This is a genomic window from Curtobacterium flaccumfaciens, from assembly GCF_013359815.1.
In the GTDB taxonomy this organism is placed as follows: domain Bacteria; phylum Actinomycetota; class Actinomycetes; order Actinomycetales; family Microbacteriaceae; genus Curtobacterium; species Curtobacterium flaccumfaciens.
On the sequence record NZ_JABMCF010000041.1, the window covers coordinates 61099 to 76145 of the forward strand.

Sequence of the window (15047 nt, forward strand, 5' to 3'; positions counted from 1 at the left end):
CGACGCGGCGTGCAGCGAGCGTGTGCCCCGGGAGCGGCGGGGTCAGGCGTCGACGGGGACGGCGCTGACCGTGGTGTCGATCGTGCACTGGCCGAGCACCCGCGTGCCGACGTAGACCACAGCCGTCTGGCCGGGAGCGACCCCGTGCAGCGGCTCGTCGACGTCGATCACGAGCACGTCGTCCTGCACGCGGGCCGTCGCGGGCACCGGGTCGGCGTGCGCGCGGATCTGCACGTCGCAGGCGAACGGCGTCGCGGGGTCGGCCGGGGCCGTGCCCGCCCAGGTGAACCGCGAGCCGGACATCGAGGTGACGGCGAGGGCCTCCTTCGGGCCGACGACGACGGTGTTGTCCTTCGGGCGGATCTCGAGCACGAACCGGGGCTTGCCGTCCGGTGCCGGGCGACCGAGGGCCAGGCCGCGACGCTGTCCGACGGTGTAGCCGGTGGCGCCCTCGTGCGAGCCGACGACGGTGCCGTCACGCTCGACGACCTCGCCGGGGGCGGTGCCGACGCGGTCCGCCAGCCAGCCGCGGGTGTCGCCGTCCGGGATGAAGCAGATGTCGTACGAGTCCGGCTTCTGGGCGACCGTCAGCCCGCGCTCGGCGGCCTCGGCCCGGACCTCGTCCTTCGACGGCGTCGCGCCGAGCGGGAACATCGCGTGCTGCAGCTGCTCGGCGGTCAGGACCCCGAGCACGTACGACTGGTCCTTCGCCCACGCGGCCGACCGGTGCAGCTCGCGGGAGCCGTCCGGACCGGTGACGATCGACGCGTAGTGCCCGGTCGCGACGGCGTCGAAGCCCAGGGCCAGTGCCTTCTCGAGCAGCGCCGCGAACTTGATCCGCTCGTTGCAGCGCATGCAGGGGTTCGGGGTACGGCCGGCCTGGTACTCGGCCACGAAGTCGTCGACGACGTCCTCCTTGAACCGGGCCGAGAAGTCCCACACGTAGTACGGGATCCCGAGGGCCGACGCGGCGCGCTGGGCGTCCATCGAGTCCTCGATGGTGCAGCACCCGCGACTGCCGGTGCGCAGGGTGCCGGGCATCCGGCTCAGGGCCAGGTGCACACCGACCACGTCGTGGCCGGCGTCGACCGCCCGGGCTGCGGCCACCGCCGAGTCGACACCACCGCTCATCGCCGCAAGAACACGCATGCGTCCAGGGTAACCCGCCGACGAAGCGGTACCGCTGGCGTACCGTTGGTCGGGCGATGGCCACGACGGGGAACGACTCATTCGACTTCCGGTCCGTCCTGCTGTCCGGGTTCCTGCCCGCTGCGCTCTTCGCGATCGGCGAGGGCGCGATCATCCCGATCATCCCGATCGCGGCCGACTCGCTCGGTGCCAGCCTGGCGTTCGCGGGCTTCGTCGCCTCGCTCATCCTGGTCGGCGAGCTCATCGGCGACGTGCCGTCCGGCATCGTCGTCGCCCGCATCGGCGAGCGGAACGCGATGATCGGGGCTGCGCTCGTGTCCGTGGTCGGGCTGGTCGTCGCCACGACGGCCGCGAACGCCTGGGTCCTGGCACTCGGGGTGTTCCTGGTCGGTGTCTCCACCGCGGTGTTCGCCCTCGCCCGGCACGCCTACATGACCACCGCGATCCCCCTGCGGATCCGGGCCCGGGCGCTGTCGAGCCTGGGCGGCGTCTTCCGCTTCGGCTACTTCGTCGGCCCGTTCATCGCCGCCGGCGTCATCCACCTGACCGGCACCACCAGCAGCGCCTTCTGGATCCACGTCGTCTGCTGCCTGGCGGCGGCGACCGTGCTCCTGGTGCTGCGCGACCCCGCGACGGGCACACGCGGTCTGCGGTTGCCGCCACGGGCCTCCCGGCTGTCGGCCGACCACGCGACGGACGCGAGCGACCAACCGACCGAACCGCCTGCCGACACCGGCGCGCAGTTCGTCCAGCAGGAGGCGCAGGGCCTCTTCCGCACCATCCGCGCGAACGGGGCGGTCCTGCTGCGGCTCGGCAGCGGCGCCGGCCTGATCGGTGCGATGCGCGCCGGGCGGCAGGTGATCCTGCCGCTCTGGGCGGTGAGCGTCGGTCTCGACGACTCGACCGCGGCCCTCGTGATCGGCATCGCCGGAGCAGTCGACTTCGCGCTGTTCTACACGAGCGGGCAGATCATGGACCGCTGGGGACGGCTCGCGAGCGCGCTGCCCTGCATGCTCGGTCTGAGCATCAGCTACTTCCTGCTCGCCTGGAGCGGCCACCTGGACGCCCGGGTCGGCTGGTTCGTCGCGATCGCGATGGGCATGTCCCTGGCGAACGGGGTCGGCTCCGGCATCCTCATGACGCTCGGCGCGGACCTCGCACCGCGCGACGCCCCGGCACCGTTCCTGGGGGCCTGGCGGTTCACCGGCGACTTCGGGTCGGCAGCCGCACCGCTCCTCATCTCCGGCGTGACCGCCGTCGCGTCCATCGCCGTCGCGAGCGGGGTGATGGGCGTGCTCGGCCTGGTCGGCGCGGGCATCCTGCTCCGGTACGTGCCCCGGTACCTGCCGCGTCCGCTGCGCTGACGCGCTGCTGCGCTGGCGCACCGTGCGCGCTCCTCCGCTCCGTGCGTGGTTGACCGCACGTGCACACCTACAGCGCCGCACGCAGCCGCCAGGCTCGCACCCGGGCGCGGACCGCGCACGGTGCGTCCCACGGCCTGGAGGCCCGGCGCACGTTCGCCCCGCACCCCGCGCTCGGTAGACTGCCGCTGCTCGCGGGAGTGGTGGAATCGGTAGACACGCAGGATTTAGGTTCCTGTGCCCCAGGCGTGAGGGTTCGAGTCCCTCCTTCCGCACCGAGTCCCTCCTGGCGCACCGTTGCGGTCATCCGCACGCCTTGTGCAGGTCAACCCTGCGAGGGATGGCCCGGTCACTTCCGGGCGGTACCCTCATCCCGCGGGAGTCCTCCCCGTGACTCCCGCTCCACGACCGGAAGAACCATGCACTCCGTCGCACTCGCCCTGATCCCGTGGCTCGATCCGCAGTACATCCTCGACCACTTCGGGGCCATCGCCGTGCTCGTGGTCTGCGCGATCGTGTTCGCCGAGACCGGTCTGCTCATCGGCTTCATCTTCCCGGGCGACAGCCTGCTGGTCATCACCGGCCTGTTCGCCTTCGACCGCGGTGGCGAGATCGGCGGCATCCCGATCTGGGTCGCGGCGCTGATGATCGGCGCCGCCGCGTTCCTCGGCGGCGAGCTCGGGTACTACATCGGCAAGAAGGCCGGGCCACCGATCTTCGAACGCAAGGACAGCGGGCTCTTCTCGAAGGCGAACGTCGAGCGCACCAACGCGTTCTTCCACCGCTTCGGCCCCCTGGCCGTGATCCTGGCGCGCTTCGTGCCGGTCGTCCGCACCTTCGCCCCGATCGCCGCGGGCGTCGGCCGGATGGACTACAAGAAGTACTCGCTCTACAACGCGATCGGCGCCGTGGTCTGGGGCGTCGGCGTGACGTTCCTCGGGTACTTCATCGGGCACATCCCATTCGTGGCGCACATCGTCCGCGAGTACATCGACATCATCCTGCTCGCCGCGGTCGTCGTGACCGTCGTGCCGATGGCGCTGACGTACCTGCGCAACGCCCGAAAGGCGAAGCACACGAACGAGGCCGAGGCCACCACGGCCCCGACGGTCGACCCGACGCTCTAGCCGCAGCACTGGCGCACAACCAAAGTCGCCCCGGACCACGCGATCACGTGGTCCGGGGCGACTTCCGTTGTGCGGAACGACGAGCGCGCCGGTGCTCAGACGCCGAAGTGCTCCCGCACGATCGGCGCGATGCCCCGGAACGCCTTGCTGCGGTGCGACAGGGCGTTCTTCTCGTCGCGGGTGAGCTCCGCCGACGAGCGGTCGGCGTCGTCCGGCCGGAACACCGGGTCGTAGCCGTGCCCGCCGTCACCGACGGGCTCGGTCAGCACCTCCCCGTTCCAGACCGCCTCGACGACGTGCTCCTGACCGTCGGGCGTCACGAAGGCGGCAGCGCACACGAACGCGGCGGTCCGCTCGACGACGCCCTGCAGGTTGGTGAGCAGCAGCGCGATGTTGTCGGCGTCCGAGCGGGTACCGGCGTAGCGGGCCGAGTGGATGCCCGGTGCACCACCGAGGGCGTCGACGGCGATCCCGGAGTCGTCGGCGAGCGCCGGCAGCCCCGTGTGCGCGACCGCGGCACGCGCCTTGATCAGGGCGTTCGCGGCGTAGCTGTCGCCGTCCTCGACCGGCTCGGGGCCGTCGTACCCGACGAGTTCGACACCCTCGCCGAGCGCCGACCCGAGGATCTCGCGCAGCTCGACGACCTTGCCCTGGTTGTGGGTGGCCAGCACCACCTCGCGGGACGTCACGCCAGACCCAGGACCGAACGCTGGATCGCTGCGAGCGACTGGTTGCCGGCCAGGCCGAGGTCGAGCAGGACGTTCAGCTCGTCACGGTCGAACGGCGCGTGCTCGGCGGTGCCCTGCACCTCGATGAACTTGCCCGAGCCCGTCGTGACGATGTTCATGTCGGTGTCGGCGGCGGAGTCCTCGGTGTAGGCGAGGTCGAGCATCGGCTCCCCCTTGACGATGCCGACCGAGATCGCCTGCACGCTGTCGGTGAGCGGGGTGGCCTTCTTCGCGATGAAGCCCTTGGCGCGGCCCCACTCGATCGCGTCGGCCATCGCCACGTACGCGCCCGTGATCGACGCCGTGCGGGTGCCGCCGTCGGCCTGCAGCACGTCGCAGTCGATGACGAGGGTGTTCTCGCCCAGGGCCTTCGTGTCGACGACCGCGCGGAGCGATCGCCCGATCAGGCGGGAGATCTCGTGCGTGCGGCCGCCGACCTTGCCCTTGATGGACTCGCGCTGCATGCGCTCGTTCGTCGACCGCGGCAGCATCGAGTACTCGGCGGTGACCCACCCGGTGCCCTTGCCGGCGAGCCAGCGGGGCACGCCGTTGGTGAACGACGCGGTGCAGAGCACCTTGGTGTTGCCGAAGGAGATGAGCGCGCTGCCCTCGGCCTGCGTGCTCCACCCCCGCTCGATGGTGACGGGACGGTGGTCGGTGGCGGTGCGGCCGTCGACGCGGAGGTTGTCGGTCATGGGGTCCTTTCGGTGCGGGGCAGCGTGATGGCCCCCGTCTGGAGGTGGCCGACGCTCGAGACCTCGGGACCGAGGAAGCGCCGGGCGAGCCGGATGAAGCCGTTCTTGTCGTCGCCCGTCGCCTCGAACGAGTAGGTCGGGGCGGTGGTCGCGGTGCGCTCGAGCCCGTGCTCCACGAGCCGGCGGTAGACGTCGTTCGCGGTCTCCTCGGCGCTGGAGACGAGCGTGACCTCCGGACCCATGACGAACTGGATCGCGGCGGACATGAGCGGGTAGTGGGTGCAGCCGAGCACGAGGGTGTCGACGTCGGCGGCACGGATCGGGTCGAGGTAGCCGGCCGCGATCTCGCGCAGGGACGGCGACGAGGTGTCCCCGGCCTCGACGAACTCGACGAACCGGGGGCACGCAGCGGCGGTCAGCGTGACGTCGGCGGCGACCGCGAAGGCGTCCTCGTAGGCGCGCGACGCGATGGTGCCCACGGTGCCGATCACCCCGACGCGGCCCGTCCGGGTCTGCTTGACGGCGGCGCGGGCCGCGGGCTGGATGACCTCGACGACGGGGATGCCGTACGCCTGCTCGTACCGTTCGCGGGCGTCGCGGAGCACGGCGGACGAGGCGGTGTTGCACGCGATCACCAGCGCCTTGACGCCCTGCTCGACCAGGTCGTCCATGACCTCGAGCGCGTAGCGGCGGACGTCGGCGATGGGCTTCGGGCCGTAGGGCGAGTGCACGGTGTCGCCGACGTACCGGATGCTCTCGCGCGGGAGCTGGTCGATGATGGCGCGGGCCACGGTGAGGCCGCCGACCCCGCTGTCGAAGACTCCGATCGGTGCATCCGTCACGGCACCAGCGTACCGACGCAGGCCGACCAGCACCGACGCGGCCACGCGCGCCACGCAGGCCGGGCGCCCGGGTGATCCGGGCCTCCCGAGGGTCACGTCACTAGTGTCGGAGACGTGACCAGCGCGCTCCTCACCGACCAGTACGAGCTCACCATGGTGGACGCCGCCCTGAAGGACGGCACCGCCGACCGCCGATGCGTCTTCGAGGTGTTCGCCCGGCGGCTGCCGGACGGCCGCCGCTACGGCGTCGCGGCCGGGCTCGGACGCTTCCTCACCGCCCTCGGCGACTTCCGCTTCGGCGACGAGGAGATCGGGTTCCTGCGCGACCGCGGTGTCATCGACGCCGGCACCGCCGCGTGGCTCGCCGACTACCGGTTCAGCGGCGACGTCCGCGCCTACCGGGAGGGCGAGGTCTACTTCCCGAACTCCCCCATCCTGCAGATCGAGGGCACCTTCGCCGAGGCCGTCGTGCTCGAGACCCTCGCCCTGAGCATCTTCAACGCGGACTCCGCGATCGCCTCGGCCGCCGCCCGGATGGTGTCCGCCGCCGACGGCCGCCCGCTCGCCGAGATGGGCTCCCGCCGCACCGGCGAGTGGAACGCCGTGGCCGCCGCCCGTGCCGCCTACATCGCCGGCTTCGGTGCGACGAGCAACCTCGAGGCCGGCCGCACCTGGGGCATCCCCACGATGGGCACCGCGGCGCACGCCTTCACGCTGCTGCACGACTCCGAGGAGCAGGCGTTCCGGTCGCAGCTCGACGCGCTCGGCAACGGCACGACCCTGCTCGTCGACACCTACGACATCGAGGCCGCGGTCGAGACGGCCGTCCGACTCACCGACGGCAAGCTCGGCGGCGTCCGCATCGACAGCGGCGACCTGCCGTCCGTCGTCGCCGCCGTGCGTGCGCAGCTCGACCGCCTCGGCGCGACGGGAACGAAGATCACGGTGACGAACGACCTCGACGAGTACACGATCGCCGCGCTCCGAGCCGCCCCGGTCGACTCGTACGGCGTCGGTACCTCGGTCGTCTCCGGCTCCGGGCACCCCGCCGCCGGCATGGTGTTCAAGCTCGTCGCGCACCGGGACGCGGACGGCGGCGACTGGGTCCCCGTCGCCAAGAAGTCGGCCGACAAGGCGTCGATCGGCGGCCGGAAGGAGGCGGGCCGACGACTCCGCAACGGCGTTGCCACCGCCGAGATCGTGCTCACGGGTGCGCAGGTCGGCCCGGACGAGCGGCCGCTGCTGGTCCCCGTGGTCACCGGCGGCGAGGTCGACCCGGCGTTCCTCGGCACGCAGGGTGTCGAGGCCGCACGCGCGCACCACAAGCGCGCGAAGGCGGAGCTGCCCGCCGACGCGTCGCGCATCGGGCGCGGCGACCCCGCCATCCCCACCCTGGTGATCTAGGGGACGCACATGCGTCGCGTCGCGGCGCCGCTTCGTGAGCAGCAATGGTCGGGTCTGCGTGACGGACCCGACCATTGCTGCTCACGAAGCGACCGGATGACGGACGGGAGGCCCGTGGCGGCGTCGCCACGGGCCTCCCGTCCGTCTGCTGGTCGCGGCTACTCGGCCTTCATCTTCTCGTAGATGGCCTTGCAGTCCGGGCAGACCGGGAACTTCTCCGGGTCGCGACCCGGGATCCACTTCTTGCCGCACAGCGCCTTGACCGGCTTGCCGGACAGCGCCGACTGCAGGATCTTGTCCTTCTTGACGTAGTGCGAGAACCGCTCGTGGTCACCGGGTTCGATCGCTTCGTCTTCGAGGAGCTTCTCGAGCTCCCGGTCCATCACGTCGAGGCCGCCGCCTGGTTCCGTCATGCTCATGGGTCCAGGGTACGACGGTCCGCCCTCGGGCGCGCCGCTCGTCCGCGCTGGGCGATCGTCGCGCCGAGTCGCTCGGTGTTCGATGTCGCTAGTTGCGCTGTGCCGCGGCGAGCAGGTCGGGGCCGCGGCGGTCGAACAGGCGTCCGCCGGCGGAGACACCGATCACGAGCACGACGGCACCGACCCCGATGCCCACCAGGAGCGTCAGCACCGACCAGGGCTCCGGACCCTGCACGACGGCGAGCACCGCGAGACAGGCTGCGGGGACCGTGCAGAGCACGATGCCGATCACCATGGACGCCTGCGCGACCGTGGCGGTGACGCCGGCGGCCTGGGGCTGCTGGAAGGGGTGGTCGCCCGGCCGCACCGTCGGGTAGGGCATGAGCACGGACAGGACGCTCGACAGCCCGAGGCCGGACAGCAGCGCGCTCGCGCTCACGCCGATGAGCAGCGGGAACGCCGCCCAGTCTCCGAACAGCCGGGCGGACAGCGCGGCCCCGGCGACGATCGCGGGCGCCCCCACGACCAGCACGGGCACGACACGACCGAGCCGGTCGCTCCACCCGGGCGCACCCGAGGCGACGTGCAGCCACACGGCGGTGTTGTCGTACGAGACGTCGTTGTGCGGCAGGAACCCGGCGATCAGGGCCATCAGCGGCAGCGGCACGAGCGCGGTCCACTGCCACGGCACCCCGGCGACACCGAGCGGGATGACGACGATCGGCACGAGCAGGATGATCAGGTACGACGTGCGGTACCGCGGGTCGCGGACCCAGTAGGTGAGCGCCCGGGCGGCGACGGCCGACACCGGGGCCGAACCGAACCGGTCGAACCAGCCCAGGCCCTGGTAGCGGCGGGTGCGGGCGCGGTCGTCGACGGTCTCGAGCGCACGGCCGACGAGTGCCCACCACGCCCAGGCGAGGAGCGCGACGACGGCGACCGCGACGAGGAGCTTCAGGACACCGGCGCCGACGTGGCCGCTCGCGACCTCGGCGGGCACGGCCCACGCGGCGCCCCACGGGGTCCACCCGGCGACGTCCGCGACGCGCTGCATCTCCGCGCCCTGCGGGTCGAGCCAGTCGACGCGCAGCAGCAGCGCCACCGTCGGGATCGACAGCGCGATGATGACCAAGGCCACCAGCCACCCGGCGTCGCGGGAGCGGTCCGGCCCGATCAGCCGGGAGCCGACGGTGCAGCAGACCCGGATGAGGAGCGCGCACGTGACGACGCCGAGGAGCCCGCCGAGCACCGCGAGCAGCCCGAGACCGGGGTCACGGGCCCAGGCGACGACCTGGCCGACCGCGACGACCACCACACCGATCACCGGGATGCCGACGAGGCCGGCGACGACGAGTCCGGTCGCCAGGCGACGGCGCTCGATGCCGAACACCGCGAAACGCCGCGGGTGGAGCTGGTCGCTCCGGCCGACGACGAGCGGCACGACCGTGAACCCGAAGGTGATCAGGGTGCCCACGGGCACGATGACGGCACGCGCGACGTCCGGGTCGGCGTCACCGAGGGCGATGGTCTGCGACGCGACGAACACGGCGGCGAGGAGTCCGACGAGGCTCCCGAGCACGACGGCGACGGACCGGCGGGCGGTGCCGCGGACCTCGCCCGCGAGCAGGTCCGCCCTCAGCCGGAGAAGCTGTGCAACCATTCCATGCTCTCCGCGACGACACGACCGCCGGCGAGTTCGACGAACTTGTCCTCGAGGCTCTTGCGCCCGCGGACCTGGGCCATGGTGCCGGACGCCAGGACCTTGCCGCCGACGATGATGGCGACCGAGTCACAGGTGCGCTGCACGAGCTCCATCGAGTGGCTGGACAGCACGACAGTGCCGCCGCCCCGGGTGTACCGGCGCAGGATGTCCGTGATCGTCGCCGCACTCACCGGGTCGACCGACTCGAACGGTTCGTCGAGCACGAGCACCCGCGGCGAGTGGATCAGGGTCGCGGCCAGGGCGATCTTCTTCGCCATGCCGACGGAGTAGTCGGCGACCTGGCGGCCCAGCGCCTCGCCCAGCCCGAAGGCCTCGGCGAGGTCGGCGCTGCGCTTCCGGGCGGTGGCCCCGTCGAGCCCGCGGAGTGTGGCCGAGTAGTAGAGGAGCTGCGCGCCGGTCAACCGGTCGAACAGGCGGAGCCGGTCCGGCAGCACACCGAGACTGCGCTTCGCCGCCGTCGGGTCGGCCCAGACGTCGTGGTCGAGCACCGTCACCGAGCCGGCGTCGGGACGCAGCAGTCCGGTGATCATGGAGAGGGTCGTCGTCTTGCCGGCGCCGTTCGGGCCGACCACGCCGAAGATGGAGCCCTGCCGGATCTCGAGGTCGACCTCGTCGACGGCCAGGGTCTGCCCGTAGCGCTTGACCAGGCCGCTCGCTGCGAGGACGACGGGCTGGAGCGTCTGCGGCTGCTTCGGGGCGGCGGTGCGGGGCGCACGCTTCTTCGCCGCGGGCGCGGTGGTGCTCGCCCGCTCAGCGACGTCCGTCGCGTCGTCCGCGTCGGTCGGGACGGGAGGCGCGGCGTCGGTCCGCGGGGCGGCCTTCGTCGGGCGCTTGGTGCGTCCCTTGCCGTTGCGCGCCTTCGCGGGGCGGGGCGCTGCGGCCGTCGCGTCGTCGGTGCGGGTGTCCGTCGTCGCGTCGTCCGTGCGGGTCTCGGTCGTCGCGTCGGTGCCCGTCGTTGCGTCGGTGGCGGTCGTCGCGTCGGTGCCCGTCGTTGCGTCGGTGGCGGTCGTCGCGTCGTCCGAGTGGGTCACAGTCGTCGCGTCGGTGCGGACGGCCGTCCCGTCGGTCATCGCGTCATCAGTGGCGGCGTCGTCCGCATCAGTGTCCCCCGTGTCGTCGTCGGCTGCGTCGTCCTCAGCAGCCGCGGCGGTGTCCGCGTCGTCGGCGTCCCCCGCCTCGGTCATCCAGGCAGCGTCGGCCGTGGCGTACACGTCCTCGTTCTCTGCTCGCGCTGGCATCGACCCACCGTACCAACGCTCTCCGACCGTCGGGAACCGTCTCGGCCAGGGTCACGAATTGAGTACGAAGCACGCAGACCCGTACCCCGCGAGGGGGTGTTTCCGTATCATTCACCAGGGCACGAAGGAGTGTTCACCACTTGGAAACCTGCTCCAGCAGGCGATCCCGGCAGCCTCCTCGCTGCGACGACCACGTCGACGCGACCGGTTCTCGGGCAACTCGGACGTTGGAAGCGCAGACTCGACGAGGCCCGCCCGTACCCCAGGGTGCGCGGGCGGACACCAGAAGGGACCAGCATGACCACGCAGATCGTGATCCTCGCAGCGGGGATGGGCAGCCGTCTCGGCCGCAGCCTGCCGAAGCCGCTCACGGAGCTCAGTGACGGCCGCACCATCATGCAGCAGCAGTTCGACAACATCCGCGCCGCGTTCGGTTCGAGCGCCCGCGTGACGATCGTCGTCGGCTACAAGTCGGAGCACATCGTCGAGGCGTTCCCCGAAGCGAACTTCGTCTACAACGAGTCCTACGACTCCACCAACACCTCGAAGAGCCTGCTGCGCGCCCTCAAGGCCACCGGCAAGAGCGGTGTCCTCTGGATGAACGGCGACGTGGTCTTCGACCCGATGGCGCTCGTCCGTGCGGCCGACATGATCGACGAGGGCCGTTCCTTCGTCAGCGTCAACACCGACAAGGTCTCCGACGAAGAGGTCAAGTACACCGTCGACGCCGAGGGCTTCATCCACAAGCTCTCCAAGCAGGTCGTCGGGGGTCTCGGCGAAGCCGTCGGCATCAACTACGTCTCCGCCGTTGACAAGCAGGCCCTCATCCGCCAGCTCGGGCGCGTCGACGACCAGGAGTACTTCGAGGGCGGCATCGAGGCTGCCATCGCCGAGGACGGGCTACGCTGGACGCCGATCGACATCTCCGACCTGTACGCGGTCGAGATCGACTTCGCCGAGGACCTCGAGCGCGCGAACAACCTGTTCGCCTGAACCACCGTCAGGACCCCCTCGGCGGTTCCGCCCGGAGGGAAACCGTGACGACAGCGAGTGCGCCGACCGCGCCCGTGGCTCCCGCACCTGCGAAGGCCCGGAGCGCCGGTCGGCGCTATCGCCAGGCCCTGTGGTTGCTGACCGTCCGCGACCTCCGGGTCCGCTACTCGACGTCGGCGCTCGGCTACGTGTGGTCGATCCTCGACCCGCTCGTGATGTCGGGGATCTACTGGTTCGTCTTCACGCAGGTCTTCCACCGCGGCTCGGTCGGTGAAGATCCGTACATCGTGTTCCTGCTGTCCGCGCTGCTGCCGTGGATGTGGTTCACCGGCGGCGTCTCGGACTCCACCCGGGCGTTCATCAAGGAATCGAAGCTCATCCGCTCGACCACCATCCCCCGCACCATCTGGGTGGCACGGATCATCGCGTCGAAGGGCATCGAGTTCCTGCTGAGCCTGCCGGTCCTGGCTGCCTTCGCGATCGCGACGGGTGCCCACCTGCACTGGCAGGTCGTGTTCTTCCCGCTGGCGATCGTGCTGCAGTGCGCGCTGGTCTACGGCCTGGGCCTCATCGTCGCACCGCTCGTGGTCTTCTTCCGTGACCTCGAGCGCGCCACCAAGCTCGTGCTGCGGTTCCTGTTCTACGCGTCCCCGATCATCTACGGCACGCACGCGCTGCCCTCCGCCCTGCGCGACATCGCCGCGATCAACCCGCTCACCGGCATCTTCGGCATGTACCGCGCGGCGTTCTTCCCCGGCCAGCTCGACTGGCTCGAGGTCGGCGCCTCGGTGGTCGTGACCGGCATCGTCCTGGTGATCGGGTTCGCGGTGTTCCGCCGCAGCGAGCACCGCGTGCTGAAGGAGCTGTGATGACCGCGACCGACCAGACCCGTCGCACCGAGACCGTCGCACCGGTCATCTCGGTGCGCGACGCCGGCATCTGCTTCAAGCGCAACCGTCGCGCGAGCCGGAACTTCAAGGACCTGTTCGCCGGACGCGGGCGCCGCAAGCGTGCCGATGAGTTCTGGGCGCTCCGCAACGTGTCGTTCGACGTCCGCCCGGGCGAGGCGATCGGCGTCGTGGGGCGGAACGGGCAGGGCAAGTCGACCCTGCTGAAGCTCGTGGCCCAGGTCATGCTGCCCGACGAGGGCCGCGTCGACGTGGGTGCCGGTGTCGCCCCCCTCATCGAGATCACCGGTGGCTTCGTCGGGGACCTCACGGTGCGCGACAACGTGTACCTGACGGCGGGTCTGCACGGCATGTCGCGGGCCGAGATCCGCGACGCCTTCGACGAGATCATCGACTTCGCCGAGATCGCCGACTTCGTGGACACCCCCTACAAGCACCTGTCGAGCGGCATGAAGGTCCGTATCGCGTTCGCGGTGATCTCGCGGCTCGACGAACCGGTCATCCTGGTCGACGAAGTGCTGGCGGTCGGCGACAAGGCCTTCCGCGAGAAGTGCTACAAGCGGATCGAGCAGCTCCTGGCCGGCGGCCGGACGCTGTTCTTCGTCTCCCACAGCGACAAGGACCTCCGTCGCTTCTGCGACCGGGGGCTCTACCTCGACAAGGGTCGTCTGCAGCTCGACGGCACCATCGAGGCCGCGCTGGCCCGGTACGCGGCCGACTACGGCTCCTGACCGGCCGGGGTACTCCCCCTGCACCAACACCGGTATCGCTGGCTCCCTCCACAGCCCCGGCCCTCGTGTGCGCCCCCGGGGTCCCGCCGTCGGACCCTCCCCCTAGCGTTCCACCCATGCACCACCCACCAACCGCGTACGCCGTCCCGTTCGCCGTCGACCGATCGCACGCACCGCGTCGGTACGACCTCGTCAACACCGGCCCCGAGCCGGTCGACGGGCTCTCCCTCACCCATCTGGGCAACGGCTACTGCCCGCCGCTCGCGGTGCGCCGCCTCGACCCGGGTAGGTCGTTGTCGCTGGCGGTGTTCGGCGCCGACCCCGAGGACACGGGGGTCGTCATCGTGCGGTGGCGCCGGCCCGACCGGTCCGAGTACCTCTGGCGGATGTCACTCGTCGGGCCGGGGCTCCAGCCGTGACCCTGCACCGACCTGCTCCACGGAACACGCGGGGTGACGACCGGCCGTCAGCGCCCGTCGCGTTCGGCGGCGACGGTCCGCCACCGCTCGAGCAGCCACCCCACGGCTTCGTGGAACCGCTCCGTGGCGGCACCCGGGGTCGTGTCGCCGAAGTACCGCGCGACCCAGTGCTGCAGGCGCGCGAGCTCCTCGGCGTCGCTCGCGGCCGCGTCGACACGGGCGAGCACCGACGGGGCATCGGCCGCGGTCAGCCAGTTCGCGTCGCTCAGGTACCCCCGCTCGTCGACGTCGGCCTCGGGCGAGACCGGTCGCGTGACGATGAGCGGCTTGCCGACCGCCAGCCGGTCGTAGATCATCGCGCTGATGTCCGTGATCGCCACGTCGGCGTCCGCCAGCTGCCAGCCGAGGTCACCGCCGTCGTCGTACAGGTGGTGCGCGGCGGGTTCGGCGGCGTTGGCCGCGCTGATCGCTGCCACGATGCGCTCGTGCGCCGCGCGGTACGCCGGGTCGAGCACACCACTGCGCGGGTGCGGGCGGTAGACCAGCCGGTGGCGGGGCGACGCCAGCACCTGCTCGGCGATGACCGTGCCGTGCGACGCGATCGACCCGTACGCTGCGGCACCGCGGTCGCCCTCCCACGTCGGGGCGTAGAGCACGACGGTCCGGTCGTCGTCCGGGTACGGGGCCGCTCCGGCGAAGTGGTCGGCCTGCGGGCGTCCGATCGCGATGGTCCGGGCGTCCAGGTCGTAGTCCCACAGCGCCTCGGCCAGGCGATCGCGCGCTGCATCCCCCGCGATCAGGGCGTAGTCGTACGCCTTGAACTGGTTCGTGGTCATGTACATCTTGTCGCTCTCGCCGTGGTTGACGAAGACGTGCCACATCCGCCCGTACCGCATCATCTGGAAGTTGCGGGCGTTCTGGTTGACGTACAGCACCACCTTCGGCGCCTGGGTGTCGACGAAGTGCTCGAGGTCGACCACCTGCCGGGCGTAGACCGCGGGCACGGGCGACTCGTCGAGCAGGGTCAGCATGGTGCCCGGGCTCCGCGAGACGATCGCCACCGGGTGCGTCTTCGCGAGTTCGGCCAGCGGCGCGTACCACTGGCGCACCTGGTACATGTTGACCGGACCGTCGGCGAAGTACACGGCGATCTCGACCGAACCGGGCGCCGGCTTCGGCGCGGACGGCAGTCGCTGCGCGAGCTGCCGCCGGCTCCGGCGCGACGTCAGGAGTCGCTCGACGAGCCGCAGGGCGGTCCTCAGGTCGCTGATGATCGACATGGTCGTTCTCCGGGTCTGCTCGGGCGGTAC

Annotated in this window: 15 protein-coding genes and 1 tRNA gene; 8 read left to right on the forward strand and 8 right to left on the reverse strand. The window is 71.3% G+C overall.

Going from position 1 to position 15047, the window contains the following annotated elements; genetic code table 11:
- Positions 1 to 42 precede the first annotated feature (42 nt).
- Positions 43 to 1149, reverse strand: coding sequence for a tRNA 2-thiouridine(34) synthase MnmA (gene mnmA, locus HP445_RS17205; RefSeq protein ID WP_031259645.1), 1107 nt, complete (start codon positions 1147 to 1149; stop codon positions 43 to 45).
- Between the two features lie 56 nt (positions 1150 to 1205).
- On the opposite strand from mnmA, the gene HP445_RS17210 reads away from it, so the two are divergent.
- The 3 genes from HP445_RS17210 (at position 1206) to HP445_RS17220 (ending at position 3637) form a co-directional block, all read left to right on the forward strand.
- Positions 1206 to 2513, forward strand: a complete 1308-nt coding sequence (locus tag HP445_RS17210; RefSeq protein WP_128781232.1) for an MFS transporter — start codon at positions 1206 to 1208, stop codon at positions 2511 to 2513.
- Positions 2514 to 2704: 191 nt separating this feature from the next.
- Positions 2705 to 2785: transfer RNA gene (locus tag HP445_RS17215), tRNA-Leu, on the forward strand.
- A 144-nt stretch (positions 2786 to 2929) separates the two neighbouring features.
- Positions 2930 to 3637: a DedA family protein gene (locus HP445_RS17220; RefSeq protein WP_027464603.1), complete on the forward strand. Its 708-nt coding sequence runs from the start codon at positions 2930 to 2932 to the stop codon at positions 3635 to 3637.
- Positions 3638 to 3732: 95 nt separating this feature from the next.
- Here HP445_RS17220 and rdgB read toward each other — a convergent pair whose 3' ends face one another.
- Genes rdgB through murI form a run of 3 tightly spaced genes read right to left on the reverse strand, consistent with a single transcriptional unit; the run spans position 3733 to position 5902 of the window.
- Positions 3733 to 4326: an RdgB/HAM1 family non-canonical purine NTP pyrophosphatase gene (rdgB, locus tag HP445_RS17225; RefSeq protein ID WP_027464602.1), complete on the reverse strand. Its 594-nt coding sequence runs from the start codon at positions 4324 to 4326 to the stop codon at positions 3733 to 3735.
- Positions 4323 to 5060 carry a ribonuclease PH gene (gene rph, locus HP445_RS17230; RefSeq protein WP_027464601.1) on the reverse strand — a complete coding sequence of 246 codons (738 nt, stop codon included), beginning with the start codon at positions 5058 to 5060 and terminating at the stop codon, positions 4323 to 4325. Before rph ends, rdgB begins: the two co-directional genes overlap by 4 nt.
- Entirely contained in the window at positions 5057 to 5902 is an 846-nt protein-coding gene (murI, locus tag HP445_RS17235) for a glutamate racemase (protein ID WP_128781231.1), read from the reverse strand. Before murI ends, rph begins: the two co-directional genes overlap by 4 nt.
- Positions 5903 to 6016: 114 nt before the next feature.
- Here murI and HP445_RS17240 point away from each other — a divergent pair, with 114 nt between their 5' ends.
- Positions 6017 to 7306 (forward strand): nicotinate phosphoribosyltransferase, encoded by a 1290-nt coding sequence (locus tag HP445_RS17240; protein WP_128781230.1) that lies wholly within the window; start codon positions 6017 to 6019, stop codon positions 7304 to 7306.
- 158 nt (positions 7307 to 7464) lie between these two features.
- Here HP445_RS17240 and HP445_RS17245 read toward each other — a convergent pair whose 3' ends face one another.
- The 3 genes from HP445_RS17245 to HP445_RS17255 all read right to left on the reverse strand — a co-directional run bounded on the left by HP445_RS17245 (position 7465) and on the right by HP445_RS17255 (position 10686).
- Entirely contained in the window at positions 7465 to 7725 is a 261-nt protein-coding gene (locus HP445_RS17245) for a DUF3039 domain-containing protein (RefSeq protein ID WP_099051947.1), read from the reverse strand.
- Positions 7726 to 7813: 88 nt separating this feature from the next.
- A complete protein-coding gene (locus HP445_RS17250; RefSeq protein ID WP_128781229.1) occupies positions 7814 to 9385 on the reverse strand; it encodes an ABC transporter permease in 1572 nt (523 codons plus the stop codon).
- On the reverse strand, positions 9361 to 10686 hold the full coding sequence (locus tag HP445_RS17255; protein ID WP_241660458.1) for an ABC transporter ATP-binding protein: 1326 nt from the start codon (positions 10684 to 10686) through the stop codon (positions 9361 to 9363). Before HP445_RS17255 ends, HP445_RS17250 begins: the two co-directional genes overlap by 25 nt.
- 297 nt (positions 10687 to 10983) lie before the next feature.
- On the opposite strand from HP445_RS17255, the gene HP445_RS17260 reads away from it, so the two are divergent.
- The 4 genes from HP445_RS17260 to HP445_RS17275 all read left to right on the forward strand — a co-directional run bounded on the left by HP445_RS17260 (position 10984) and on the right by HP445_RS17275 (position 13737).
- A complete protein-coding gene (locus HP445_RS17260) occupies positions 10984 to 11679 on the forward strand; it encodes a phosphocholine cytidylyltransferase family protein (protein ID WP_128781228.1) in 696 nt (231 codons plus the stop codon).
- A 44-nt stretch (positions 11680 to 11723) separates the two neighbouring features.
- Positions 11724 to 12548 (forward strand): ABC transporter permease, encoded by an 825-nt coding sequence (locus tag HP445_RS17265; protein WP_084741093.1) that lies wholly within the window; start codon positions 11724 to 11726, stop codon positions 12546 to 12548.
- Positions 12548 to 13318: an ABC transporter ATP-binding protein gene (locus HP445_RS17270; RefSeq protein ID WP_071405446.1), complete on the forward strand. Its 771-nt coding sequence runs from the start codon at positions 12548 to 12550 to the stop codon at positions 13316 to 13318. Before HP445_RS17265 ends, HP445_RS17270 begins: the two co-directional genes overlap by 1 nt.
- A 116-nt stretch (positions 13319 to 13434) precedes the next feature.
- On the forward strand, positions 13435 to 13737 hold the full coding sequence (locus tag HP445_RS17275; RefSeq protein WP_071405447.1) for a hypothetical protein: 303 nt from the start codon (positions 13435 to 13437) through the stop codon (positions 13735 to 13737).
- Positions 13738 to 13784: 47 nt separating this feature from the next.
- Here the strand turns inward: HP445_RS17275 and HP445_RS17280 are convergent, their stop codons facing one another.
- On the reverse strand, positions 13785 to 15017 hold the full coding sequence (locus HP445_RS17280) for a CDP-glycerol glycerophosphotransferase family protein (protein ID WP_128781227.1): 1233 nt from the start codon (positions 15015 to 15017) through the stop codon (positions 13785 to 13787).
- Positions 15018 to 15047: the final 30 nt, after the last annotated feature.

Excerpts from the sequence above, each read along its gene's own strand:
- HP445_RS17210 (WP_128781232.1), top strand. The coding sequence starts at position 1,206 with ATGGCCACGACGGGGAACGACTCATTCGACTTCCGGTCCGTCCTGCTG.
- HP445_RS17270 (WP_071405446.1), top strand. The coding sequence starts at position 12,548 with ATGACCGCGACCGACCAGACCCGTCGCACCGAGACCGTCGCACCGGTC.
- mnmA (WP_031259645.1), bottom strand. The coding sequence starts at position 1,149 with ATGCGTGTTCTTGCGGCGATGAGCGGTGGTGTCGACTCGGCGGTGGCC.
- HP445_RS17275 (WP_071405447.1), top strand. The coding sequence starts at position 13,435 with ATGCACCACCCACCAACCGCGTACGCCGTCCCGTTCGCCGTCGACCGA.
- HP445_RS17220 (WP_027464603.1), top strand. The coding sequence starts at position 2,930 with ATGCACTCCGTCGCACTCGCCCTGATCCCGTGGCTCGATCCGCAGTAC.
- HP445_RS17245 (WP_099051947.1), bottom strand. The coding sequence starts at position 7,725 with ATGAGCATGACGGAACCAGGCGGCGGCCTCGACGTGATGGACCGGGAG.
- HP445_RS17280 (WP_128781227.1), bottom strand. The coding sequence starts at position 15,017 with ATGTCGATCATCAGCGACCTGAGGACCGCCCTGCGGCTCGTCGAGCGA.
- HP445_RS17260 (WP_128781228.1), top strand. The coding sequence starts at position 10,984 with ATGACCACGCAGATCGTGATCCTCGCAGCGGGGATGGGCAGCCGTCTC.
- HP445_RS17250 (WP_128781229.1), bottom strand. The coding sequence starts at position 9,385 with ATGGTTGCACAGCTTCTCCGGCTGAGGGCGGACCTGCTCGCGGGCGAG.
- HP445_RS17255 (WP_241660458.1), bottom strand. The coding sequence starts at position 10,686 with ATGCCAGCGCGAGCAGAGAACGAGGACGTGTACGCCACGGCCGACGCT.
- rph (WP_027464601.1), bottom strand. The coding sequence starts at position 5,060 with ATGACCGACAACCTCCGCGTCGACGGCCGCACCGCCACCGACCACCGT.